The organism is Paractinoplanes maris (genome assembly GCF_023544465.1).
Lineage (GTDB): Bacteria > Actinomycetota > Actinomycetes > Mycobacteriales > Micromonosporaceae > Actinoplanes > Actinoplanes maris.
On record NZ_JALPVL010000009.1, the window covers coordinates 216,729 to 239,581 of the forward strand.

16 protein-coding genes are annotated in these 22,853 nt (G+C 74.5%); 5 read left to right on the forward strand and 11 right to left on the reverse strand.

The window, feature by feature from the left end:
* Position 1 precedes the first annotated feature (1 nt).
* From NAG42_RS45065 to NAG42_RS26460, 6 genes are read right to left on the reverse strand one after another with little or no spacing between them, the layout of a single operon-like run.
* Complete coding sequence (locus NAG42_RS45065; RefSeq protein ID WP_250034077.1) at positions 2-2,050, reverse strand: transglutaminase TgpA family protein; 2,049 nt, start codon at positions 2,048-2,050, stop codon at positions 2-4.
* Positions 2,047-3,048 (reverse strand): DUF58 domain-containing protein, encoded by a 1,002-nt coding sequence (locus NAG42_RS26440; RefSeq protein WP_250034079.1) that lies wholly within the window; start codon positions 3,046-3,048, stop codon positions 2,047-2,049. The genes NAG42_RS45065 and NAG42_RS26440 overlap by 4 nt, the downstream gene beginning before the upstream one ends.
* A 2-nt stretch (positions 3,049-3,050) precedes the next feature.
* On the reverse strand, positions 3,051-3,998 hold the full coding sequence (locus NAG42_RS26445) for an AAA family ATPase (protein WP_250034082.1): 948 nt from the start codon (positions 3,996-3,998) through the stop codon (positions 3,051-3,053).
* The gene (locus tag NAG42_RS45070; RefSeq protein WP_308201193.1) at positions 3,995-6,034 is read right to left on the reverse strand and encodes a fibronectin type III domain-containing protein; all 2,040 of its coding nucleotides are present in this window, start codon (positions 6,032-6,034) and stop codon (positions 3,995-3,997) included. The genes NAG42_RS26445 and NAG42_RS45070 overlap by 4 nt, the downstream gene beginning before the upstream one ends.
* Positions 6,035-6,086: 52 nt before the next feature.
* Positions 6,087-7,331 (reverse strand): sensor histidine kinase, encoded by a 1,245-nt coding sequence (locus NAG42_RS45075; protein WP_250034085.1) that lies wholly within the window; start codon positions 7,329-7,331, stop codon positions 6,087-6,089.
* On the reverse strand, positions 7,328-8,002 hold the full coding sequence (locus NAG42_RS26460) for a response regulator transcription factor (protein ID WP_250034088.1): 675 nt from the start codon (positions 8,000-8,002) through the stop codon (positions 7,328-7,330). Before NAG42_RS26460 ends, NAG42_RS45075 begins: the two co-directional genes overlap by 4 nt.
* A 75-nt stretch (positions 8,003-8,077) precedes the next feature.
* On the opposite strand from NAG42_RS26460, the gene NAG42_RS26465 reads away from it, so the two are divergent.
* The 3 genes from NAG42_RS26465 to NAG42_RS26475 are packed head-to-tail and all read left to right on the forward strand — an operon-like array spanning position 8,078 to position 9,667.
* Positions 8,078-8,788, forward strand: a complete 711-nt coding sequence (locus tag NAG42_RS26465) for an AfsR/SARP family transcriptional regulator (protein WP_250034090.1) — start codon at positions 8,078-8,080, stop codon at positions 8,786-8,788.
* A 2-nt stretch (positions 8,789-8,790) separates the two neighbouring features.
* On the forward strand, positions 8,791-9,090 hold the full coding sequence (locus NAG42_RS26470) for a helix-turn-helix domain-containing protein (protein ID WP_250034092.1): 300 nt from the start codon (positions 8,791-8,793) through the stop codon (positions 9,088-9,090).
* On the forward strand, positions 9,008-9,667 hold the full coding sequence (locus tag NAG42_RS26475) for a response regulator transcription factor (RefSeq protein ID WP_250034094.1): 660 nt from the start codon (positions 9,008-9,010) through the stop codon (positions 9,665-9,667). The genes NAG42_RS26470 and NAG42_RS26475 overlap by 83 nt, the downstream gene beginning before the upstream one ends.
* Before the next feature lie 9 nt (positions 9,668-9,676).
* Here the strand turns inward: NAG42_RS26475 and NAG42_RS26480 are convergent, their stop codons facing one another.
* Genes NAG42_RS26480 through NAG42_RS26490 form a run of 3 tightly spaced genes read right to left on the reverse strand, consistent with a single transcriptional unit; the run spans position 9,677 to position 14,776 of the window.
* Positions 9,677-10,078: a hypothetical protein gene (locus tag NAG42_RS26480; protein ID WP_250034096.1), complete on the reverse strand. Its 402-nt coding sequence runs from the start codon at positions 10,076-10,078 to the stop codon at positions 9,677-9,679.
* On the reverse strand, positions 10,059-13,754 hold the full coding sequence (locus NAG42_RS26485; protein WP_250034097.1) for a hypothetical protein: 3,696 nt from the start codon (positions 13,752-13,754) through the stop codon (positions 10,059-10,061). The genes NAG42_RS26480 and NAG42_RS26485 overlap by 20 nt, the downstream gene beginning before the upstream one ends.
* Positions 13,751-14,776, reverse strand: coding sequence for a hypothetical protein (locus NAG42_RS26490; RefSeq protein WP_250034099.1), 1,026 nt, complete (start codon positions 14,774-14,776; stop codon positions 13,751-13,753). Before NAG42_RS26490 ends, NAG42_RS26485 begins: the two co-directional genes overlap by 4 nt.
* 173 nt (positions 14,777-14,949) lie before the next feature.
* Between NAG42_RS26490 and NAG42_RS26495 the strand changes: the two genes are divergently transcribed.
* Both NAG42_RS26495 and NAG42_RS26500 read left to right on the forward strand, forming a co-directional pair.
* A complete protein-coding gene (locus tag NAG42_RS26495) occupies positions 14,950-17,472 on the forward strand; it encodes a glycoside hydrolase family 16 protein (protein WP_250034101.1) in 2,523 nt (840 codons plus the stop codon).
* Positions 17,473-17,643: 171 nt separating this feature from the next.
* A complete protein-coding gene (locus tag NAG42_RS26500) occupies positions 17,644-20,469 on the forward strand; it encodes a glycosyl hydrolase (protein ID WP_250034102.1) in 2,826 nt (941 codons plus the stop codon).
* 113 nt (positions 20,470-20,582) lie between these two features.
* Here NAG42_RS26500 and NAG42_RS26505 read toward each other — a convergent pair whose 3' ends face one another.
* Together NAG42_RS26505 and NAG42_RS26510 are read right to left on the reverse strand one after the other, a co-directional pair.
* The gene (locus NAG42_RS26505) at positions 20,583-21,401 is read right to left on the reverse strand and encodes a GNAT family N-acetyltransferase (RefSeq protein WP_250034104.1); all 819 of its coding nucleotides are present in this window, start codon (positions 21,399-21,401) and stop codon (positions 20,583-20,585) included.
* Positions 21,402-22,691 carry a serine hydrolase domain-containing protein gene (locus NAG42_RS26510; protein ID WP_250034106.1) on the reverse strand — a complete coding sequence of 430 codons (1,290 nt, stop codon included), beginning with the start codon at positions 22,689-22,691 and terminating at the stop codon, positions 21,402-21,404.
* Positions 22,692-22,853: the final 162 nt, after the last annotated feature.

A 22,853-nucleotide genomic window follows, 5' to 3' on the forward strand; every position in this document is an offset into this window, starting at 1 on the left:
CTCAGGGATCATGTTTATACCGGTGCCGCAAGACCGTGAGGCTACGCGGGCCGACGGCCGCTTGCAGCCGGTCCCGGACCGGTTGATCGGCCAGGTCCCGCCGGACGGTCCGGACCGCCGCCCACGCCTCGTCGACATCGCCCGGCCGCACCGTCTCACCGGACCACACCGCCCGGTCGACGACCGCGCCGAGGCGGCGCAGCCCGGCCGCCCGGGGCGCGGGTGCCACGTCGGCCAGGTCGCGCAGGGTCAGGGCGGGCGAGACGACGACCCCGTACGCCCGCAAGCGATCCCGGACCTCCTGGGCCGCCGCCAGCACGCCCGGCGCCCCGGTCCGCCGCCGCCGTCGTCCGGCTCGGATCGCCCACAGCAGCGGCACCAGCGCCGGCCCGACCAGCAGCACGGCCGGGGCGAGCAGCAGCCAGTACGGCCACCGTCGCGCGGCCGGTGACGGTCGCACGGGCGCCGCCACGGGGGCCGGGGGAGCCGTCACCGTAGCGCCGGGCGGCGCGGACCGGGCCTGCTGAGCCGCGGCGGCCGGACCGCTCACCCCGAGGCCGGTGGCCGATGCCTGCCCGGTCGGGTCGAGCGGAACCCAGCCCACCCCGGGCACTGCCACCTCGGGCCAGGCCAGCACGTCGCCGTTGCGGACCGTGTAGGCGCCGTCGGCGTCCGGCCGCGCGGGCGTGCGGTAGCCGACAGCCAGCCGGGCCGGGATGCCGATCGTGCGGGCCAGCGCGACGTACGCGGCGGCGAACTGCTCGCTGGTCCCGCGCCGGGTCCGCAGGAACTCGGTGAGCTGCGGCCAGCCGTGGCCGGCGGGCCGGTCGGCCCCGACGGCCAGGCGGCAGCGGGTGCGGAACCACTGCTCCATCCGCAGGGCGGTGCGGAAGGACGGGCGCCCACCGGCCGCCTGGGCCGCGAGCTCGGCCATGCCCGCGGGCGCGCTGCCGACCGGGTCGAGGCCGCCCGCCGCGTCGTGATCCAGGCCGGACCGCAGCAGCGTCGCGCCGTCGATCTGCGGCTCCCACCAGCGCAGGGTGTAGTCGACCGGCCCGGCCAGCAGCAGGGTGCCGTGCCGGGGCGCGACGTACGGGGCCGCGCCCTCGACCGCGGCCGGCCAGGTCTGGCTGGGCAGCCACGGGCCCGGCGCGCCGATGATGCGCGCGCTGCGCTCGCGTACCGGACCGCTGATCGCGGGCTCGAGCCGCGCGCCGAGGCGGCGCAGCCGGTCGCCGGGTGTCCAGCTCACCCCGTCGAACTGGTCGAGCACGACCAGCGGCCACCGGTCGGGCACGGCGTCGGCCCGGAACCGGAAGACCGGCGTCCGAGGGCTGGCCAGCCGTCCCGGGAGCTCGTCGAGCGGGCTGGTCAGCGGGGCCGGCACGGACGGGGCCGGCGGGTCGGCCCGGAAGGTGAAGCGGGCCGGTCCGGCCGGTACGACCAGGGCGGCCAGCACCACCGCCCCGGCCGCGCCGGCGGCGATCGGGGGCAGGGATCGCGCCCGGCCGGCGGTGGTCAGCAGCAGCCCGGCCAGCCCGGCCCAGACCACCGCGACGCCGGCCGCCGGCCAGGGTGCGAGCGGGACGTGGGTCTGGGCGAAGATCAGCAACGCGAGGCCGGGCAGCAGCGACGGCAGCGGGCTGCGCACCCGGTGGGACAACTCCAGCCCGGCCACGGCGGCCACGACGACCAGCAGCGGCACAAAGATGAGCAGCCCCGGCTCGGGGCGGACCGGCCAGGTCGACTCCAGGGTCCGGCCCCACGACCGGGTCACGCCGTCGGTGAGGCCGTGCAGGGTGGCCGCGGTCGGCAGCCCGGCCACCGTCGTCCGCCACAGCACCGTCTCGACGACCGCCAGCACCCCGGCCGCGGCGGCCAGCAGCGGCCGCCAGTCGGGCCGGCGGGCACTGGCTGACGCGGCCACGAGCACCGCCAGCCCGGTCGCCCCGACCGGCCCGAGCAGCGCGGTCAGGCCGAGCACGGGAGCGAACAGCAGCCCGCCGAGGACGGCCGTGGCCACGACGGCCGGAGCCCGCACGCCGGTCACCGATGCGCCTCGTTCCACACCCGCAACGCCTGCTCGGCACCGGCGCCGCGGCCGAGGGCCAGCACCACGACGCTGTCGAAGGCCCGGCCGAGCGCCGCCGGGGCCCGGGGCTCTCCGGTGATCAGCACGAGCCGCCCGCCACCGCGCGCGGCCAGGGTGCCCGCGCCGCCCTGCCGGACGCCCGCCAGCACCTCGAGGAAGTGCCCGGCGGGCTCCCGGCCGTCCGCGGTGACCAGGCGCGCGGGCAGCCCGGCCCGACCGGCCGCGCCGAGCAGCGACGCGGCCAGATCGACCGCCTCCTCGAAGTCGCCGGCCGCGAGCACCCCGGCCCGGGTGTCCAGCAGCACGGTCAGCCGGGCCTGTCGCGGATCGCCGAGGTCGCGCACCATCAGCCGGCCGGTGTGGGCGGTGGCCCGCCAGTGCATCCGGCGCACCTCGTCGCCGGGCTCGTACTCGCGGATGCCGCGCGGCTCGGCGGCCCCCCGCCGCAGATCGTCGGTGGCCGGCCCGGGCGGCGTCCGGCGCGACGGCCCGCCGCCGGCCCGGGCCGGGAGCTGCCGCGGATAGACCACCAGCGTCGTGGCCGAGCCGGTGCGGTGACGGCCGCGGGCCAGCCCGAGCGGGTCCTCGCGGCCGACCTCGAGCGGCCCGACCGGGTGCCGGCCGCGCACGCCGGTCGGCAGCGGGTATTCGCCGGTGTCCCCGGTCCGGACGACGTGGACCTGTCCGGCGACGACGTCGCGGATCTCGACCTCCGGGCCGGCCGGACGCACCGTGAGGACGGCCGTCGCCGGGCGGCCGCGCTCCACCTGGGCCGGGCTGATCGTGCGGGTGACCTCGACGGGCGGGCGCCGCCGTACGGTCAGCAGCGCGACGGCGAGCGCGCCCAGCCCGGCCGCCCCGATCAGTGCCGCCAAGGGATAGCGCAGCCACCATCCGCCGGCCAGCAGAACCGTGCCGGCGATCAGAACCGCCTGGCCGCGCCGGGTCGGCCGCACGGTCAGCGGCCGGCGCCCGCCGCGGGCACGGCGGTCGCGCTGAGCACCTCGGCCACGATCTCCTCGTCGCCGCGCCCGGCCAGCTCGGCCTCGGGCGTGCGTACCAACCGGTGCGCGAGGACCGGCCCGGCCACGTCCTTCACGTCGTCCGGGGTCACGAAGTCGCGTCCGGCCACGGCGGCGAGCCCCTGCGCGGCGCGCACGAGGGCGATGCTGCCCCGGACGCTCACGCCGTAGCGGACCGCCGGGTGGGTGCGGGTGGCGGCGGACAGCGCGACCGCGTACGCCGCGACGGCCTCGTCCACCCGCAGTGCCCGCACCTGGGCCAGGGCATCGCGCAGCACCCCGATGTCGACCACCGGCCGCAGGTCGTCGGGCGACTCGCCGAAGCGGTCGGCCAGCACCACCCGGACCTCGTCGGCCGGCTCGGGATAGCCGACCGAGAGCCGCATGAGGAACCGGTCGAGCTGCGCCTCCGGCAGCCGGTAGGTGCCCTCCAGCTCGATCGGGTTCTGGGTGGCGACGACCAGGAAGGGCCGGGGCGCCTCGTACGTCTCGGCGTCCACCGTCACCCGCCGCTCGGCCATCACCTCGAGCAGCGCCGACTGGGTCTTCGGAGTGCCCCGGTTGATCTCGTCGGCCACCACGACGTTCGCGAACACCGCGCCCGGGTGGAACGTGAACCGGTTGCTGCCGGGCAGGAACACGCTGACCCCGGTGATGTCGCCGGGCAGCAGGTCCGGGGTGAACTGGATGCGGTGCAGCGAGCCGCCGATGCTGCGGGCCAGGCAGCGGGCCAGCGACGTCTTGCCCAGGCCGGGCACGTCCTCGATGAGCAGGTGGCCCTCGGCGAGCAGGGCGGCCACCGCGTACCGGATCAGCCGGGGTTTGCCGCGGATGATCCGCTCGACGTTCTCGATGATCCGGGTGGCGATCAGGTGGGCCGTCACGACGGTCCCTTCTCGGGCCAGAGGAAGCGGTTGGACTGGGTGTCGCCCACGTCGATCCAGATCGTCTGGCCCACGCCGCTGAACGGGAACCGGCTTCTCGAACGCAGGTAGCCCTCCTCGTTGGTGATGAGCTCGGCCCCCACGTTGAACCGGCCCCAGACCGAGGCCATCGGCGTGAGCTGGATCGCGGTCTTGGGAGGGAAGCCGAACAGCTCGATGTACGGATAGGCGCACGCGGGCGGTCCGCACTTGTCCTCGTACGTGATGTCCGTGCCGCGGCGGACAGTGATCCATCGGCTCGGCAGAGCGGTCTCCACGACCGCGGGCACGCCCACGCCGCCGGCATTGCGGGCGAAGACCCCGATCCGGTACGGCTTCTCGCGCACCAGCCCGCCGATCGCGACGGTCCGGGCCTGCCCGCCGGTGGTGGTGGCGCCGGCGGCGCCGTCCGGGCCGGTCCACGTCACCTCGTACGCGGTGATGTCGGTGCCGTTGGCCGGGGCCGCGTCCCAGGTCAGGATCATCTCGATGCCGCGCGCGACAGCGGTCAGCCCGGGCGGCATCCCGGGCCGGCTCGGCGGCAACACCGGCTGCTCGGTCTCCCCGCTCCCCGGCGGCCCGGTTTCGCCGGGCGGCCCGGTTTGTCCAGGCGGCCCGGTCACCGCGGGCGGTCCGACGGGGCCAGGCGGTCCGACGGGGCCAGGCGGTCCGACGGGGCCGGGCGGTCCGGTGGTCTCCGGCGGTCCGGTGGTCTCCGGCGGCACGGTCGTTACGGGCGGTCCGGTCGTCGCCGCCGGACCCAGAGAAGGGCGGCTCGGCCAGATGGGCTCGGCCGGCCCGGTCGCCGGCAGAAGCGTGGTTGTCGGCGCGGAGAGAGTGCGGACCGGAGCTCCGGGCGGCGTGCTGGTGGGTGGCCCGGCAACCGGGGCGTCGGTGGCCGCACCGGGTGATCGTGACCCGCCCGGCGTCGCCTGGCCCGCGCCCGCCGTGGCCGCCTCGGCGCCGCCCTGGTCGTCCACCACGAGCACGTGCCGTCCACGACCGGCCTGCACATAGACCCGCCCGTCCTGGCCCTGCCGCAGCTGCGCGTCCTCGCTGCCCGGCGGCAGCGACGTGACCCGCTGCGGCCGGCCCGCCGGGGAGTACGTGTGGATCTGCCGGCGCCGCAGCTCGAGCAACACCACCGACGACCGCCCGGCCATCGGCGCCGCCCACCGGCCCGGTGGCAGCGCCACCCCACCGGCGATCCCGCGCGCGTCCAGCAACAGCAGGTCACCACCGGCCAGCACGGCCAGCCGGCCCTGGACCGAGGCCGGGGCGACCCGCAGGCCGTCCGGCAGGTCGGCACCGACCGAGGTCACCGGGCCCGGCCCGTCCGGGGTCAGGGTGGTCAGGGTGTCGTCGGCCGGGTCGAGGAACACCGCGACGCCGTCGAGCACGCTCAGCGCCCCGGTGGTGGCCGGCGGCACGGGGACGGCGCAGGTCACCCGGTCGGCGCCGGGCGGCAGGTGGCAGAGCAGCCCGGCCGCGGTCCGGTGCAGCCAGAGCGTGCCGTCCGGGGTGGCCACCGGCTCGCCGAGCGGACCGCCGGCCTGGATCACCGTCCCGGCCGAGCCGAGCCGCACCACGAGGCCGGCCCGGCGGTACACCGCGTACGGCTGCCCGGCTGCCTCCACAGTGGCGGGACGCTCGCGGACGGGGGGCGTGGAGGAGCCCGTCACCGTCAGGCTCGACCGGTCGAGCTCGCGGATCTGCTCCGAGCCGATCACGTACGAGCTGTGCTCGCCCTCGACGACCTCGGTGCCCGGCTCGACCCGGCCCACGGTGGCGCGCGCGTCGACCGTACGGCTCACGCCGTTGACATGGATGACCGTGTCGTGGCCCGGGTCGGCGAACCACCGGCCGACCGCGGCGAACCGCACGCCGGGGCTGCCCGTGCTCGCTCCGGACACCGCGGCCACCCCGGCCACCAGTGTCAACGCCACCAGCATCACCAGCGGCCAGCGGTTCCGGCCCCCGCCGCTCGACCTGCTCACCGGCCGAGCATAGACAACCGCCTACATCTTCGGTCCACATGCGATACAGAATTCATCCATCGTCCGCGGGCAGAGCCAGTTCGAAGATCGCCCCGCCCTCCTCGGCGTTGTAGACGCGCAGCACGCCGCCGTGGGCCTCGGCCACCCAGCGGACGATGGACAGGCCGAGCCCGCTCGAGCCGCCGGTGCTGTGGAACCGGTCGAAGGCGGCGCCGGCCAGCTCGGGGTCGATGCCCGGCCCGTGGTCGGCCACGATCACCCGCCCGCCGGCCACAGTGATGTGCACGACCGCGGCCTGACCGGGCGCCTTGCCGTGCCGCAGCGCGTTGTCGAGCAGGTTGCCGAACGCCCGGCGCACCAGGGCGGCGTCGGCCACCACCCGGCTCGGGGCGGCGGTCACCGTCACCTGGGCGCCCTCGGCCGGCGTCTCGTCGACCACGGTGCTGACCAGTTGGTCGAGCCAGACCGGCTCGCGCTCCAGGGTCTGCACGCCGGCCGCCAGCCGGGCCCGGATCAGCACACCGTCGATGATCGTGCCCATCCGCTGGGCCAGCTCGACCGTACGGGGCAGCAGCTCACCCCGGTGGCCGGGGTTGAGCAGGGCCGCCTCGGCCAGCGCGCGCAGCGCCGCCACCGGGGTCCGCAGATCGTGCGCGGTGTCGGCCAGCAGCACCTCCTGCTGCTCCAGCGCGGCCGCCACCGGGCGCAGCGCGCGGCCGGCGAGCAGGCGCCCGGCCACCCCGGTCACGACGAGCAGCAGAACGCCGCCGGCCACCAGCACGAGGATGGTCCGCCGGTGCGCGGCCGCGGCCGGGGCGGCGTCGGCCACGGCGACCACCGCGCCGATGGCCTGCCCGTCGGGCTGCCGGAAGGGCTCGGCGGCCAGCCGGACCGGCCGCCCGTCCTCGGCCACGCTCGTGACCCAGATCAGCCGGCCGGAGCGGGTGGCCCGCTCGGCGGCCGAGGTCAGCACGACCGGGTCGACGGGCACGCACTCGTGCCGGCTGAAGTGACCGCCGAACCGCACGGACGCGCCCGGCAGCACGGCGAACTGCGGGCACGACTCCTCCAGCGGATCGCGCAGCACGGCGGCCGTGGTGACCGTGCCGTCCAGGCGGATCAGCCGCGAAACCGTCGAGGTGACCCGGCGCAGGTCGGCGTCGATCTCGGCGTCGCGGCGGTCGGCGTCCGACCGGACCAGCAGCAGGCCCAGCACGACGACCCCGGCCGCGCCGGCCAGCACCGACCACAGCGTGATCCAGCGGGGGAGTGAGCGCAGCCGGGCCGAGGCGTTCACGATCCGGCCTCCGGGGCGAAGCGGTAACCCCGGCCGCGGACGGTGTGGACCAGCTCCGGCGGCCCAAGCTTGGCCCGCAACCGCCGCACGACGACGTCGACCACGTTGGACATCGGGTCGGCGCTCGTGTCCCAGCAGTGGTCGATCAGCTCGGTCCGGCTCACCGCCTGGCCGGGCCGGCTCATCAGGTGCTCGAGCACGGCGAACTCCTTGGCGGTCAGGCCGAGCAGCACCCCGGCCCGGCGGGCCTGCCGCCGCGGGCCGTTCAGCTCGAGGTCGGCCTGGCGCAGCACGGCCGGCCGGGCCGCGCCCCCGCGGCGGACGAGGTTGCCGACCCGGGCCACCAGCTCGGCCATCGCGAACGGCTTGACCAGGTAGTCGTCGGCGCCGTGCTCGAACCCGGCCACGACGTCGGCCACCGTGTCCCGCGCGGTCAGGAAAAGCACCGGCGTGGTCCACCCGCCCTGTCGTCGCCGGCCCACGTAGCCGGCCGCGTCGCCGTCGGGCAGCATCCGGTCGAACACCACGCAGTCGGCCCCGCCGGACGTCAGCATGGCGTCGGCGGCGGCCAGGCTGCCCGCCGCCCGCACGTCGGCGCCGCCGCGGGTCAGTTCGGCGGTCACCGCGAGCCGCAAGTTCTCGTCGTCCTCGACAACCAGCACCCGTGTCATCGGATCCTCATGTGTCTCGATGGAAGGTCGTGCCGACGGCCACCTTAGAGGCCGGCGCGACGGGGGGATGGGTCCATGTTGTTCCACGTGCTCGGACCGATCGAGGTGCACACCGCGGGGGTGCACCGCACGGTCGCCGGCAAGCCGGCCACCGTGCTGGCCACGCTGCTGCTGCACCGCGCCTGGGTCAGTCTCGACCAGCTGGCCGACGTGGTGTGGCCCGACGGGGGGCCGCCGTCCGCGGTGGCCAACCTCCGCACGTACGTCTGGCAGGTGCGCCGGGCGCTGCCGGAGCCGGGGCGGGTGGAGCGCCGGGGGGACGCGTACCGCCTGCTCCCGGCTCCGGACGAGGTCGACGCCGACTGCGCCGCCCGGGCCGCGGTGGAGGCGGCCCGGGCGGCCGACCCGGCCTGGGCGCTGGCCCGGTTGGACGAAGCGCTCGGGTGGTGGCGGGGTCGTGCGTACCCGGGTCTGGCCGCCGCCGCGGCCGCCGCCGACCAGCTCGACGAGCTCCGGCTCGACCTGCGGGAGATGCGGGCGGCCCGCCTGCTCGACCTCGGTCGCGGCGCCGAGGCGGTCACCGAGCTCCGGCAGGTCACCGCGGCCGCTCCGCTGCGCGAGGGCGCGTGGGCCGGGCTGATGCGGGCGCTGGCCGGGACCGGGCGGCGCACCGAGTCGTTGCTCGCGTACCGGCGGGCGTCCGACCTGCTCACCCTCGAGCTCGACGTGCCGCCCGGGCCGGAGCTGCGGGCGGCCCGGGCCGCGGTCCTGGCCCCGGCGACCTGACCATGGACGAGGACGAGCACGACCGCGAGTGGCAGATGCTCGGGCTGCTGGCCACCGGGCTGACCGACGAGTCGGTGGCGGCCCGCCTCGGCGTCTCCGAGCGCACGGTCCGCCGCACGATGGCCGCCGTGATGGCCCGGCTCGGCGCGCGCAGCCGGTTCCAGGCCGGCCTGATCGCCGCCCGTCAGGGGCTGACACCACCGGCTACCGTGTGTGGCTGTGCGGGTGCTGGTCATCGAGGACGACGCGAATCTGCTTCTGGCGCTGGACGTGGCGTTGCGGGGGGCGGGCTTCGCGGTTGACACCGCGGCCGATCTGCCCGATGTGGACGAGCTGCTGAGCGTCCACGCCTACGACTGCGCGGTCGTCGACCGGATGCTGCCGGCCGGCGACGCCCTCGACTACGTGGCGGCCCGCCGCCGCACCGGCTGGCGGGTGCCCGTGCTGTTCCTGACCGGCCGCAGCGTCCCGGCCGAGCGGGTGGCCGGCCTGGCCTGGGGTGACGACTACCTGGGCAAGCCGTTCGCCCTGCCCGAGTTGCTGGCCCGGGTCGGCAACCTGTGCCGCCGCGGCCCGGCCCCACCCGAGGCGACCACCGTGCGCCGGTCCGGCGTCGAGGTGGACAGCGGCCGCTACCAGGCCCGCCGCGACGGACGCCCGCTGGAGCTCACCGGCAAGGAGTTCGCCGTGCTGGAGGCGCTGGTGGCAGCCGGCGGCGACCCGGTGCGCCGGTCGGCCCTGATCGCGGCCGGCTGGGACGAGCTGGTCCCGCCGGCCTCCAACGTCCTCGACGTGGTGGTCGCCCAGCTGCGCCGCAAACTGGGCGACCCCCCGATCCTGCACACCGTGCGTGGGATCGGCTACCACCTCGGCCCCTGACCGTGCCACCTACCGGCCACCGGAGGCCAGCACATGCAGGACCGGTTCACCGGCGGCCCACTCACCGTCGTCGGCCGAGTCGCTCCGCCGGACGGTCAGGCGCGAGCAGGCGACCAGCCCGGTCTTGCCCGGACTCTCCAGTACAACCTGGAGCAGCGGTTTCGGCACCATGTCGACCTCGGCGAAGACCACGGTCTCGGCCTCCGTCGCCAGCCTCAGGGTCAGTAGCGGATAACTGCGCTGCAACTTCATCAGCTCGACGCCCTCGAAGTGGATCCCGTAAGCCGGCTCCCGCCCGTCGCCCGGTGAGCGCAGCAGCAGCTGGGAATGTCCGATGCCGTAGCGCCACACCCCGAAGCCGCGCTCACTGCGCCAGGGCAGGGTCCCGGCGTCATTCGAAGGGATTGTCAACGGGCTCACCGTCCAGATAGAACGTGACGCGATCCCAGCAGTTGGGTTCGGTGCTGATCCAAAATATCTCCCACTCGGTCAGGTGCTCGCCATCCGTCCTCGGATCCACCCGCCGACCGGCCTCGGCGGCTTTCTGGGCGATCTCCTTGGCGGTGGGAGCGTAGGGCAGACCGTCGAGGTTGACGTGGATCCGCGTCTTCCCGTCGTTCACGTACTGCTTGACCTGGTTGTACCACTCCGGTTCGGCCGGCCACTGCTGGTGGGACTGCGCACCGACCTTCTCGGCGAATTCCAGCAGCGCATCCTCGCTCTGCGGCGTCCAGTTCCGGCCGAGGGCAATGTGCCCGCAGTCCTCGACCGGGACGGGCGGCTCCTTGGTGCGGCAGGCGCGCAGACGCTCGGCCTTCTTCCGCAACCCCCACACGGTGGCGCCCGCGCCGCCCAGGTCGTAGACGAAACTGCCCAAGGTGAACGAGATGCGAGCCATCCGGAACAGCGCCACCTGCCCCGCGGTCAACGGCGTGAACGACAGCACGCTCCAGAGACAGGCCACCGCGTCGTGGTCGTAGTAGCAGGCGTTGAGGTCCGGGAGGGGTGACAGCAGGTCCAGGAAGCCGTCGCCGTTGCGCTCGAGCCAGCCCATGATGCCGCCCTCGAGCAGCGCCAGCTTCTCGCGGTAGAGGGCTTGCTCCTCCGGGCTCAGCTCGGCCAGGATGCCGTCCAGCGGGAAGTACTGCTGGGGATTCATCAACCACCGGATCTGCTGCTGGCGGTCGAGCTCCTCGTGCCGGTAGGCCGCCTTCTGCGCGTCGATCGCGTGTTCCAGCGCCCGCTCGGCCGCCACGGCGGCACTGTCGGCGGACTTGCGGGCCGCCTCGGCCGCTTTCTGAGCTTTGACCGCGTCGGCCTCGGCGGCGGTGGCCGCGGCCCGCGCCGCCGAAGCTTCCCGTTCGGCGGCGCCGGCGGCCGCGACCGCGTGATCCGCGTCGGCCTGCGCGTCCCGCGCCGAACGGCCGGCGATCGCGGCGTCGTCCGCGGCGGCGTTGGCCGCGTTGCGCGCGAGCTTGGCGTCGGCCTTGGCCTGGGCATCGGCGCGGGCCGCACTGGCCGCGGCCACCCGGGCGGCGGCACCCTCGCGGGCGGCGTCCGCAGCCGACTTCTTCGCCTCCGCGGCCGAAGCGGCCGCAGCGGCAGCGGATTGCGCCGCCTCCGCGGCGGCGGTGAAGGCCACCTTGACGTCGGTGTTCGCCGCCCGGGCGGCCTCGACCGCCACGCGCGCCGCGGCCGCCGCCTCGTCCGCGCGTTGCTGCGCGGCCGCGGCCTGCTCGGCCCCGATCACGCGAGCCTCCGCGGCCACCTGAACGACGAAGTCGGCGTCCAGGTCGGCGGTGGTGAACGGGCTGACCATCGCCAGCGCCGCGTTGTGCGGCTGGGCGATGCCGGCCGACGAAGCACGCGCGGCGGCGGCCGCGGTCAGCGCGATGTCGGCCTGCGCGGACGCGGCGACCGCCTCGGTGGTGGCCGACTCGGCCTCCTGCTGGGTGCGCTGAGCCGACCACAGCGCCTGCACCGACTCGTTCTGCGCCTGTTCGGCCAGCCGGACCGCGGCCCGGGCCGCCTCGGCGGCGCGAGCCTCTTGCGCGGTGGCCTCGGCGGCGCGAGCGTCGGCCTGCAACCGGGCCTGATGAGTGGCCTTGGCCTCGGCCTCGGCCCGGCCGGCGGCGGCGTCGGCCCGGGCCGCGGCGGCAGCTGCCGCATCAGCAGCGGCACGGGCCCGGGACGCCGCCCGGGTGGCCTCGGTGGCCGCCGCCCGGGCGTTCCCGGCCGCGCCGGTGGCGGTGTTCGCCTCCGACCGGGCGCTCCGGGCAGCCGTGCCGGCAACCCCGGAGTCGCGGGCCGCCTGGTCCGCCTGGCGTTGCGCCTCTTCCTTCTCCGCGCCACTCGCGGCGGCGGCCACCCGGGCGTACGCCTGCGCCCGCGCGACCTGGACCTGTGATTTGGTCTCGGCCTTGAAGGCGTCATCCCGGGCTTTCTTGGCCGCACCTTCGCGGGCCCAAGCGTTCTGCTCGGCGTTGGCGGCGGCGCCCGCGGCCTGCTGGCTGCGCTGGGCGGCCGCCCGCGCGATGTCGGCCTGGGCCGTCGCGTTGCGCCGGGCGTTCGCCGCCACCGCGGCCTGCCCCTCCGCCTCCTTGCGCTTGTCGCCGGCGGTCTTGCGCTCCTTCTCGGCGATCAGCCGCTGCTGCCGGGCGGTGGCCGCCTCGGCCTCGGCGGTGATCCGGTGCTGCCGGGTCCGCTCGGCGGCGGCCCACGCCCTCGCCTCGGCGGCCTGGGCCTGTTCGCGGGCCGTCTTGGCCCGAGCCGCGGCGGTCTTGGCCGCCTGGGCCTGTGCCTTGGCCGCGGCGGCCAGCTTGGCCGCCGCCGCGGCGTGCTCGAGGGCATGCTCCTTCCATTTCGCCGCCTGCTGCTGGTGGGCCTGGGCCCGCTCGGCGGCGCTCTGGGCGTTGTTCGTGGCGATCGTGGCGTCGACCGCGTGCGCGGCCGTGGTGGCCGCACCGACCGCCGCCACGGCGGCCTGGTGCATGCCCTGGACGATCAGCGACCATTCGGCGCCGTATTCCAGTCCGGTGTCGATCAGCGTGTCCGCCGCGGCGACGGCGGCCGCGGCGGCGGCCTGGGCGCGCTGGGCGGCCTGCTGGGCGGCACTGAGCTGGGCCGCCGTCTCGGTGCGGGCCGCGGTGAGCTGGGTGCCCTTGTCGGCGCCGGTGCCCCCGCCGGCCAGGATGCGCTCGGCCGACCGGGCGGCGTTCGCGGCGCCGCCCATGGCGTTCGCCGCGCGCTGCAGTTCCCGTACGGCGTTGCCGTGCGCCACCAGCAGGAGCCGGCGAGCCTCGGCGGCCCGGGCCGCACGCCGGGCCAGGTCGGTCAGGTCGTCGGCGGCCTTGGTGCGGGCCTCCAGATCGGCCAGGTACTGCTCGCGGGCGGCCGCGTCGGTGGTGGCCGCGGTCAGGTAGCCGCCGTTCCAGAAGGCCGCCACGGCGTTGTCGTCGCCGTCCTTCGCGGCCTCGGCCGCCCGTCTCATCTCGGAGCCGTCGGGGGCGGCGGCGGCCACGGCGGTCAGCCGCTCGCGCAGCACCCGGCGCCGGTCGGTCTCGGCCGCCGCGATCTGCTCGTCGCGGGTACGGGCGATCGTCGCGCCGTAGGCCAGGAACGCGGCCCGGTCGGCGTCGGTGCCCTTGAGGACCCGGGTGACCTCGGCGTTGAAGTTCGCTCCGCCGGTGCCGGCCATCCCCCGGATCGTCTCGAGGTTGCGCTGCGCAGTGGCCTTCTTCCGGTCGGCGATCTGCTTCTCGAGCGGCTTGTGCGTCTCGGCAAGGTAGCGCTGGACGGCGCCCGGCTCGGTCGAGGCCAGCGCGGCCGCCGCGGCCTGCCTGATCTCCGGCTCCTCGTTGAGCTCGGCGATGTCGACGACCAGGTTGCGCAGGAACGGGTCGTCGGGGAAGGTGACGCCGGATCGGCCGTCCCAGGGCTGGGTGACCAATGGCGGCACCTCGACCGGGGGTCCGCTCGACTGCCTGACCGCCGCGGGTGGGGCGGCGATCGCCGGAGCGGCCGGCGCGACCAGGAGGCCGGCCGCGACCAGCAGCGCGGCGCCGAGGGTGCCCAGCCGGCGTCTCATGCCGCACCGCCGGTCATCCGCTGCTCGCCGGCCAGTGCGTCGGCCAGCAGGTCCGACCAGTACGCGGCCTGGGCGGCGGCCTGCTCGCGCTCGGCCCCCCACGACTCCGCGGTCGTGCCGGCGCTGCCCAGGATGACGTTCCAGTTCAGGCCGCCGGCGCCACCGGCCGCGGCGGCCACCCGGTGCCAGGCGGCGGCCTGCTCCTCGGCCACCCGTTGGGCGTCGGCCCACACCACCCGGGGCGAGCCGGTCTGCGCGGCCACGGCACCCCACTCCCGTGCGGCGGCCGCGCGGGCCTGCTCAGCGGCCTCACCCGAGAGCTCCCGCGCCTGGGCCTCCGCGGTCCGGGCGGCGGTGACCAGGCGGGCCACGCCGGCCCGCCAGCGCATGTCCTCGTCGGTCACCCGGAGGCGGAACGCCTCCAGGTCGAGGCCGGCCGCGTTGGCCCAGTCGTAGGCGAAGAACTCGACCAGGTCGGCGTCGGTGGCGGCCGGCCGCAACGCGTAGGTCGCCGCCGCCCGCACCTGGGGGCCGGGGTCGTTGTCGCGCAGCAACACCACGAACTCGCGGTCGAACGGCTCGAGCGCGGCCGCCTGCTCGCCGGTGGCCTCGCGAGCCTGACGGTCGCGGGCCTTCGCCGCGGCGTACCCGGTGCGGGCGAATGCCTCTCGCTCGGCGACGCCGTTGTCGAGGGCCCATTGCGCGGCCGCGTGCACTTCCGGCGCGAACTCGGCGGTGTGGGTGGCCAGGACCCGGAGGCAGAAGTCGGTGTTGCGGGCGTCGTTCAGGGCGGCGCGCTTCTTGGCGTAGTCGAAACCGCTGGTGATGAAACGGGCGACCGCCGCCTCCACGTTGGTGCTGACGAGTGCGCCCCAGGCGGCGGCGCGCACCGACGAGCGCGGATAGAAGAGGGTGACCGTGCGGGTCATCGACCAGTTCGCCGAGTGCTGGTCGACGGCCGCCGCGGGCGTGGCCAGGCCGGTGCTCAGCAGGACGGCAACCGTCACGACGGACGTTCGCATTCTCGTTTTCATCGCATTCTCCACAGCAGACGACGAGGTGGCGGCGACAGACAAACATCGATGCTCAGGTGAATTGCCGAAATGGCCGGAAGCGGCCACCGGGCCCATTTCCGCGATGGAGCGGAAATGTATCGGCGTCGCTATAACCGAACTCGCCGACTCCGGGAGGAATGATGAGAACGTCGAGAACGAGACGAGTGGCGGCCGCCGCCGTCGCTCTGGTGACCGCTCTGGTGACCGCCGTCGTGACCGGGACTGCCACGGCGGCGAGCGCCGCCGACGGGCTCGAGTCCTCGCTGGAGGACCGGGTCCGCGCGGCCGCCGTGGTGGGGGAAGTCGCCCCGGACGACTGGCTGGTGCTGGGGGAGCGTGACTTCGTCTTCAAGATCTGGGAGTACGCGCAGGACCTGTCCGAGGTGCGCGGCGCGGCCGAGCTGGCCCTGGTCAACTGCACCACCACGTCGTTCGTGCAGTGCACGGTCTTCGTCGAGTCGGGCATCCACGACGCGAAGGCCCGTGACGTCGCCAGCCAGGTCCGCGATGCGACCGCCGCCCGCGAGGCGCGGCAGATCCGGCAGCAGGCGCTGATGGTGCTGGAGATCCCAGTGACGCCGGAGCTGCTCCTGCTGCCCGAACGCGACTTCGTGTTCGCCGTCTATCAGCGCGCCACCGGCCAGCGGGTGCGGGCGGCGGCGCTGGCCGCGTTCGGCGGAACCGCGCAGCAGCAGCGCGATTTCATCACCACCGGCGTCGTCCAGGCCCGCGAGCAGGACCGCATCGCCGAGATCGAGGCCGACCAGGAGCGGACCGAGGCCGAGCGGCAGGCGCTGATCGAGCGTGAGGCCCGCAAGCGGGCGGCCGCCGTGCTCGGGTTCGTGGCGACCGAGGCCCAGCTGGTGATCAGCGACGAGAACTTCGTGCGCTGGGTGTGGAACACGGCGGCCGAGCCGACCGAGGTCTACGCGGCGGCGATGGCCGCGCTGCGCAGTGCCGACCCGGTCGCCTGGAAGACGTTCATCCACACCGGGATCCATCAGGCCGACCACCGCGACCTGGAGGCCGCACTGCGCAAGAAGGGCCAGGAGGACCGTCGCCGGGTCAGCGCGATCGAGGCGGCGGCCGAGGCGGCCGGGAAGACCAACCTGGCCCGGGCCGCCCGCGACGCGCTGGCCGGCTCGGACACCGATGTCGACTACTTCCTGCGGGTCGGTCAGTACCAGATCTCCGACAACGAGTGCGCGAACCCGGTGCTGGGCACCGACACGGACGGCTGGGGAACGCTGAGCAGCAGCCTGACCGCGACCCGGCGGACGGTCACCGGGCACCCGGCCGCGCAGTGGGAACTCGCCGTGGCCAACGGCACCGCGACCACGGCCGGCATCTACCTGCCCCAGCAGCGGGTGCTGCCCGGCGCGATCTGGGACGTCGCCGCCGACGTCCGGACACCGGGTGACCCGTCCCAGGCCCGGATGGAGATCGACTGGTACGACACCGCGAGCACCTACCTGGGCCACACCAACGGCGGGTATCTGCCGATCGCCGGCGCCACCGGATTCACCCGGATCTCCGGGCGGTTCACGGCTCCGGCCGGTGCCGTGCGGGCCAACGTGCTGCTGCGGGCCACCGACCTGGCCGCCGGCGGCCTGTTCGCCACCACGGCCTGTGCCTACCGGGGGAATCCGACCCCGGACGTGAAGGTGACCGGCGTACCCGGGAACGGGACCGGATCGCTCACCTGGACCACCACCCGCACCGACATCGTGCGCTGGAACGTCGGGCGGGACGGCACGGACAGCCGCAAGAACGGGCCGTGGGCGACCGAGGTGGCGGCCGGCGTCCGCAGCCAGCAGTTCAACCTGCTGCGCAACGACGCCACGTACTCGTTCATTCTGATCCCGTTCACCGCGGCCGGCCCGCTCACCCCGGTCAGCGTGAGCGTCACCCCCAGCCTCAACCCGCCGCCGGTCGACGGGGGCGGGAGCACGGGCGACGGCGTCCAGGCGGCGGTCCGTAACGGGTGGGGCACGCCGCTGGCCCAGTACAGCGACGAGTTCGCCTACACCGGGCGGCCGGATCCGGCCAAGTGGAGCGACGCCGACGAGTGCTGGCGCAACCCGCACGCGTCCGGCGGTCAGCGTTGCGCCAGCGCGACCACGGTCGACGGCGGCAAGCTGGTGATGACCGGGGCGGCCAACGGCACGACGGGCTGGCTGCAGAACGACTGGAAGACCAAGTACGGCCGGTGGGAGGCCCGGGTCCGCTCGCGCAACACCGGCGGCAGCAACGGCCGTACCTATCACCCGCTGCTCATCGTCTGGCCGGACGGCGACAAGTGGCCCGAGGAGGGCGAGTACGACTTCCTGGAGAACAGTGCGCCCGGTGCCGCGTGCGCCGTCGCCTTCCTGCACTACCCGGTGACGCGAGGCGACACCCAGCAGGAGCGGGCCGAGGAGCGGAACTGCGGCGCGCCGCTGAGCGAGTGGCACAACGTCGCCTTCGAGTGGACCGCCGACCACGTGCGCGGATTCCTCGACGGCACCGAGTGGTTCCGCTACTCGGGCGGGGCGAGCTCGAGCCGCAAGGTCATGCAGGCCATGGCGTCCGGGCACCTGACGATCCAGCTCGACAACTTCGACGGTACGAACATGACCCCGGCCGCCTACGAGGCCGACTGGGTGCGTGTCTACCCGGTGTGATCCCCGGCCCGCGTCGCCACCGGCGGCGCGGGCCTTTCCGCTGACCAGCCTGTATTCACGTTCGTAACATTGACGAAACTCTCCGTCCTTGGTTAGCCTGCTGACACTCGGAGAGCGCTCTCTCCCCGCTTGTGCCCTCCGGGATCCCCCATCCCCAGGAGGCCTGTCCTGATGGTTCATCCTCGTTCCCGACGTCTTTCCGGCCTGCTCACGGCCGTCCTCGTCGCGCTCGGCGCGGGCGGGCTGGCGGTGGTCGCCGGTTCCGGCACCGCCGCGGCCGCCCCGGTCGGTGCCGGCAGCTACACCGAGACCCTTCCCGCCGGGCGCAGCCTGCCCACCGGCTGCGGCTCGATCTCGACCAACCCCCGGCAGTACGTGACCGGCAACGCCCCGGCCGGCCCGGTGCCCACCAACGACTGGTGGTCGTCGCTGCTCTACAAGCGGATCGACTGTCAGTTCTCCATGCCGCTGTTCGCCGGCCCCGTCGCCTACAAGCCGGGCCCGGGCGGCCTGGGTCTGTCCTATCAGACCGATGCCGCGATCAGCGGTTCGGCGACCGGAACAGGCGAATACCACTACCCGTACGCGGAACACGTGCGCGTCGGAGTCGACGGGCTCAACGCCACCCAGGCCCTGGTCGACGGCTGGAGCGACTGGACGGTCAGCACCACGCTCAGCGGCGGCGGGCGCACCCTGCGGGCCACCATCGGCCGGGGGCTGCCGCTGTCGTACTACCAGGTGACCGGCGGCGACGCGGTGATCACCACGACCGGGCCGGGCACCGCCTGGTCGACCGGCGGCAACCGCATCGGCTTCTCGATCGGCGGGCACGACTACGTGGCCTGGGCCCCCACCGGGGCGACGTGGTCGATGAGCGGCACCACGATCCGCTCCACCCTGGCCGGGCGCGGCTATCTCTCGGTGGCGGTGCTGCCGACCACCAGCGGCACCAGCACGGCCGACAAGATCGCGCTGGCCGACCGGTTCACCCCGTACGCGCACAACCACGTCACCGGCAGCCGCCTGGCCTACAGCTACAACCAGGCCAACGGCACCGTCAGCACCACGTACGCCCTGACCACCACCGCCCGCGAGGGCAGCGGGACCGGCACGGTCATCGCGCTCTATCCGCACCAGTGGCGCTACCTGACCGGGTCGACCCCGCTCGCGCAGAGCTACGTCTCGCCGCGCGGCGCCATGCGGATCCTCACCGGCACGCAGTTCACCACGTCGATGAAATACACCGGCGTGCTGCCCGAGATCCCGGCGGTGGGCGACTCGGCCGGCGCCGACCTGACGACGGTGAGCAACTATCTCAACGCCGAGCTGAACAACCCGGCCGACTTCCGCGGCGACGACACCTACTGGACCGGCAAGGGCCTCGGCCGGGCGGCCCGGATCGCCGAGATCGCCGACCAGCTGAACCTGACCGCCGTACGGGATTCCGCCCTCACCGTCATCCGCACCCGCCTGACCGACTGGTTCACCGCGTCGGCCGGCAAGACGTCCCGGGTCTTCTACTACGACCGCAACTGGGGCACGCTGATCGGCTACCCGGCCTCGTACGGCTCCGACCAGGAGCTGAACGACCACCACTTCCACTACGGCTACTTCGTCGCGGCGGCGGCCACGCTGGCCAAGTTCGACCCGGCCTGGGCCTCGGCCGGGCGCTACGGCGGCATGGTCGACCTGCTCATCCGGGACGCCAACAACTACGACCGCAACGACACCCGGTTCCCCTACCTGCGCGACTTCGACATCTACGAGGGTCACGACTGGGCGTCCGGGCACGGCTCGTTCGGGGCCGGCAACAACCAGGAGTCCTCGTCGGAGGGTCAGAACTTCGCCAACGCGCTGATCCAGTGGGGTCAGGCCACCGGCAACACGGCCGTGCGCGACGCCGGCGTCTGGATCTACACGACCCAGGCCGCGGCGATCAACGAGTACTGGTTCGACGTGCGCAACGAGAACTTCCCGGCCAGTTGGGGCCACAACTACACGGCCATCGTGTGGGGCTCGGGCGGGGCGTACGCGACCTGGTTCTCCGGGGAGCACGAGATGATCGTCGGCATCAACATGCTGCCGATCACCGGCGGCCAGTTCTATCTCGGTGACCACCCGGCGGCGGTTCGCAGCACGTACGCGGAAATGGTGCGCAACAAGGGCGGTGAACCCACGATCTGGCGCGACATGCTCTGGCAGTACCTGGCTCTCGGCGACCCCGACGCGGCCATGTCCAAGCTGCGCGCGGCGGGCAACTACACGCCCGAGGAGGGGGAGAGCCGGGCCCACACGTTCCACTGGATCCGCAATCTCCAGGCGCTGGGCCAGGTCGACTCCACCGTCACCGCCAACTCCCCGCTGGCCAAGGTCTTTGTCAAGAACGGCGCCAAGACGTACGTGGCCTCGAACATCACCAACGCGGCCCAGACCGTGACGTTCTCCGACGGCCGCATCCTGGCCCTGCCGGCCGGCAAGACCGTGGCCAGTGGCGCCACCAATTGGTCGGGCGGCAACGCCACCGGCGGCGGCACCACCCCGCCGCCGACGACCCCGCCCCCGACGACCCCGCCCCCGACGACGCCGCCGCCCACCGGCTGCGGCACCGGCACCCTGGCCTCCCAGGGCCGCCCGGTCACCGTGTCGTCCGTCGAGGCCGGCTTCCCCGGCGCCAACGCGGTCGACGGCGACGCCGGCACCCGCTGGTCGTCCGCCTTCGCCGACCCGCAGTGGCTCCAGGTCGACCTCGGCTCGTCCCGGGCCCTCAACCGGGTCGAGCTCAGCTGGGAGGCCGCGTTCGGCCGCTCCTACCGCATCGAGACGTCGGCCAACGGCACCACCTGGAGCCCGGCCGTCACGGTCACCGGCACCGGAGCCGGCGGCCAGACCACCCACGCCCTGAGCGGCGACGCCCGCTACGTGCGCATGTACGGCACCGAGCGCGGCACCCCGTACGGCTATTCGCTCTGGGAGTTCCGCGTCTACGCCTGCAGCTGACCCATCACCGCCGCCGCCGTCTCTCTCTCGGGAGGCGGCGGCGGACGTCTTGCAGCTCCAGGCCGAAATCCCAGGCCGCGAGCTTCGTCCGGCTGCAGCCCGGCCCCAGGGGATCACGCCAGGCCTGGTGAGTAAGCCCAGGTCGTGGGCAGCTGCAGGTCCGGGGTGGTCATCGCGAGGTCGTAGTCCTCCACCCGCCACCCCCGGCGCAGCAGCTCACCCACCATCGGATGGGGGCCCGGCAGCCGGACGGTGACCTGCGAGCCGCCGACTCGCGCGAGAGCGGCGACGACGGCGACGGCATCCTGGTCCGCGCCGGAACAGGTCAGGTGGGTCAGTTCGTCGTGGCGGCCGGCGCCGGCCGCCACGAGGCGGTCGCCGTCGTGGACGAGCAGACCGGTGCCGCCCGATCCGGCCCAGTACCGGTAGTCCGCGGTTCGTTCCCGGTTCGTGGTCAGGTGGGCGTCCGCGGCGGCGGCCTGGTCGGCGCCGACCACCGTCGCGCGCATGGCCGGCACAACCGGTAGGTGCTGCGGATCTCCCGTCAGGTACAGCAGAGGCCATCGAGGCAGCAGGCCGGCCTTGGCATACAGCGGAAGCGCGGACGGGTGCCGGGAACTGAACGTGAACCGCCCCGGCGTCCCGGGCCGGCCGGGCCACAAACGACGCAGGAGGCGCCCGCCCACGCCCCGTCCGTGCTGACCCGGATCGACGAACAGATCGCTGAGCATCGCGCCGACCGGCGTGGGGCGGGCTGCTCCCCAGCCGGCCACCACCCCGTCGGGCTGGACGGCGACGACGACAGATCCCTGGCCCAGCACCAGGTTCGTGTAGCGGGCGTCGGCACCGGAGTCGGTCGCCGGCTGACCGGCGGCCAGCGAAACCGTGGCGATGGCCTCCAGGTCGAGCGTGGTGGCGTCCCGGATGATCACCTAGAGGTATTCGGCCAGGGTGGTCGCGACCTCGGCCCTCATCGGGTCCGGGTCGGCCCAGCTCCAGTTGGGGTGGGCCCGGTTGGTCAGCAGCGACACCACCAGCTTGTGCTGCGGGGCGACCAGCAGGGACGTGCCGGTGAAGCCGGTGTGGCCGAACGTGGTGGGGGACGAGAGCGAACCCATGAACCACGGCTGGCGCAGCGTCACCCCGAGCCCGTGGTCGGACGGGCGGCCCGGCCGTTCCGGGTCGATCGCCGGCAGGCCGGCGTTGTGGTTGGTCAGCATGTCCTTGACGATCGCGGCCGACAGGATGCGCTTGCCGCCATAGACGCCGCCGGCCAGCAGCATCTGGCCGAGCAGGGCCACGTCGCGGGCCGTGCCGAAGAGGCCGGCGCTGCCGATCACGCCACCCATCTGGGCCGCGATGTCGTCGTGCACCGTGCCGCGCAACAGGCCGCGGGCCGTACGGGTGTCGGTGGCGACCAGCCGGGCCGCCTGGTCGGCCGCGGTGAGCCACTTGCGCGGGTTGAAACCCATGTACCGCGCGCCCATCGGCGCGGTGATGCCGTTCTTGACGGCGACGTCGAGGGCGGTGCCGGTCACCTTCTCGACGAGCTGACCGGCGACCATCAGCCCGGCACTCGAATAGCGGAACGTCCTGCCCGGGACGGCCCCGCTGACCAGCGGCGTGGCCAGCACCTTGGCCCGCTGGGCGGCGACTGTCAGGCCCTTGACCCCGGTGACGCCGACCGGCAGCCCGCTCGTGTGGGTCAGGAGCATCCGTACGGTGACCTTGTCCTTGCCCGTGCCGGTGAACCCGGCCAGGTAGCGCGCGACCGGCGCGTCCAGGTCGACCTTGCCCCGGTCGACCTGCTGGAGCAGCGCGACCGAGACCCACACCTTGGTCAGCGAGGCCAGGTCGAAGATGGAGTCGGTGCGCATCGCCACCCGCTTGGCCGTGGCCAGCTCGACCGGCCCGGCCCCGTAGCGCAGCGCGTGCCCGACCGCGAGGTTGGCCGTGGTCGAGTTGTTCACCATCACGACCAGCGCCGCCCCGGCGTAGGTGGGGTGCTTGGGGTTGGCCGTGGTGGACTTCAGGTATTTCGTCAGCACCGCCTTGAGCGGCGCGACATAGGCCGGGACCGCCGCCGCGGCCGTGCCTCCACCGCCGGTGCCGCCACCGGCCTGCCCGTCGACCCAGCCCGAGTCTCCCCGGCCGCAGCCGGCGACGGCGGCGGTGAGCGCGGCGGCTCCGGCACCCAGGACGTGGCGGCGAGTCAGCGACATGGCCGAGATCATGCCAAGACCGGCCACGGATCGACAATCGGCGGTGTGTCTCTGGACACGAATTCGTCATTCGGTCGTCACCTACCGTTGTTCGCCCGTAGCTTTGATCGCTGCCCCGGGCGGCTCGACGCCGTACGCCTGGCGACGTTGACCTTGTGGTGG

Bases quoted from the DNA above. Each gene is read 5' to 3' on its own strand.
- NAG42_RS26485 (WP_250034097.1), bottom strand. From the start codon at position 13,754: ATGAGACGCCGGCTGGGCACCCTCGGCGCCGCGCTGCTGGTCGCGGCC.
- NAG42_RS26470 (WP_250034092.1), top strand. From the start codon at position 8,791: ATGGACGAGGACGAGCACGACCGCGAGTGGCAGATGCTCGGGCTGCTG.
- NAG42_RS26465 (WP_250034090.1), top strand. From the start codon at position 8,078: ATGTTGTTCCACGTGCTCGGACCGATCGAGGTGCACACCGCGGGGGTG.
- NAG42_RS26460 (WP_250034088.1), bottom strand. From the start codon at position 8,002: ATGACACGGGTGCTGGTTGTCGAGGACGACGAGAACTTGCGGCTCGCG.
- NAG42_RS26500 (WP_250034102.1), top strand. From the start codon at position 17,644: ATGGTTCATCCTCGTTCCCGACGTCTTTCCGGCCTGCTCACGGCCGTC.
- NAG42_RS26495 (WP_250034101.1), top strand. From the start codon at position 14,950: ATGAGAACGTCGAGAACGAGACGAGTGGCGGCCGCCGCCGTCGCTCTG.
- NAG42_RS26510 (WP_250034106.1), bottom strand. From the start codon at position 22,691: ATGTCGCTGACTCGCCGCCACGTCCTGGGTGCCGGAGCCGCCGCGCTC.
- NAG42_RS26490 (WP_250034099.1), bottom strand. From the start codon at position 14,776: ATGCGAACGTCCGTCGTGACGGTTGCCGTCCTGCTGAGCACCGGCCTG.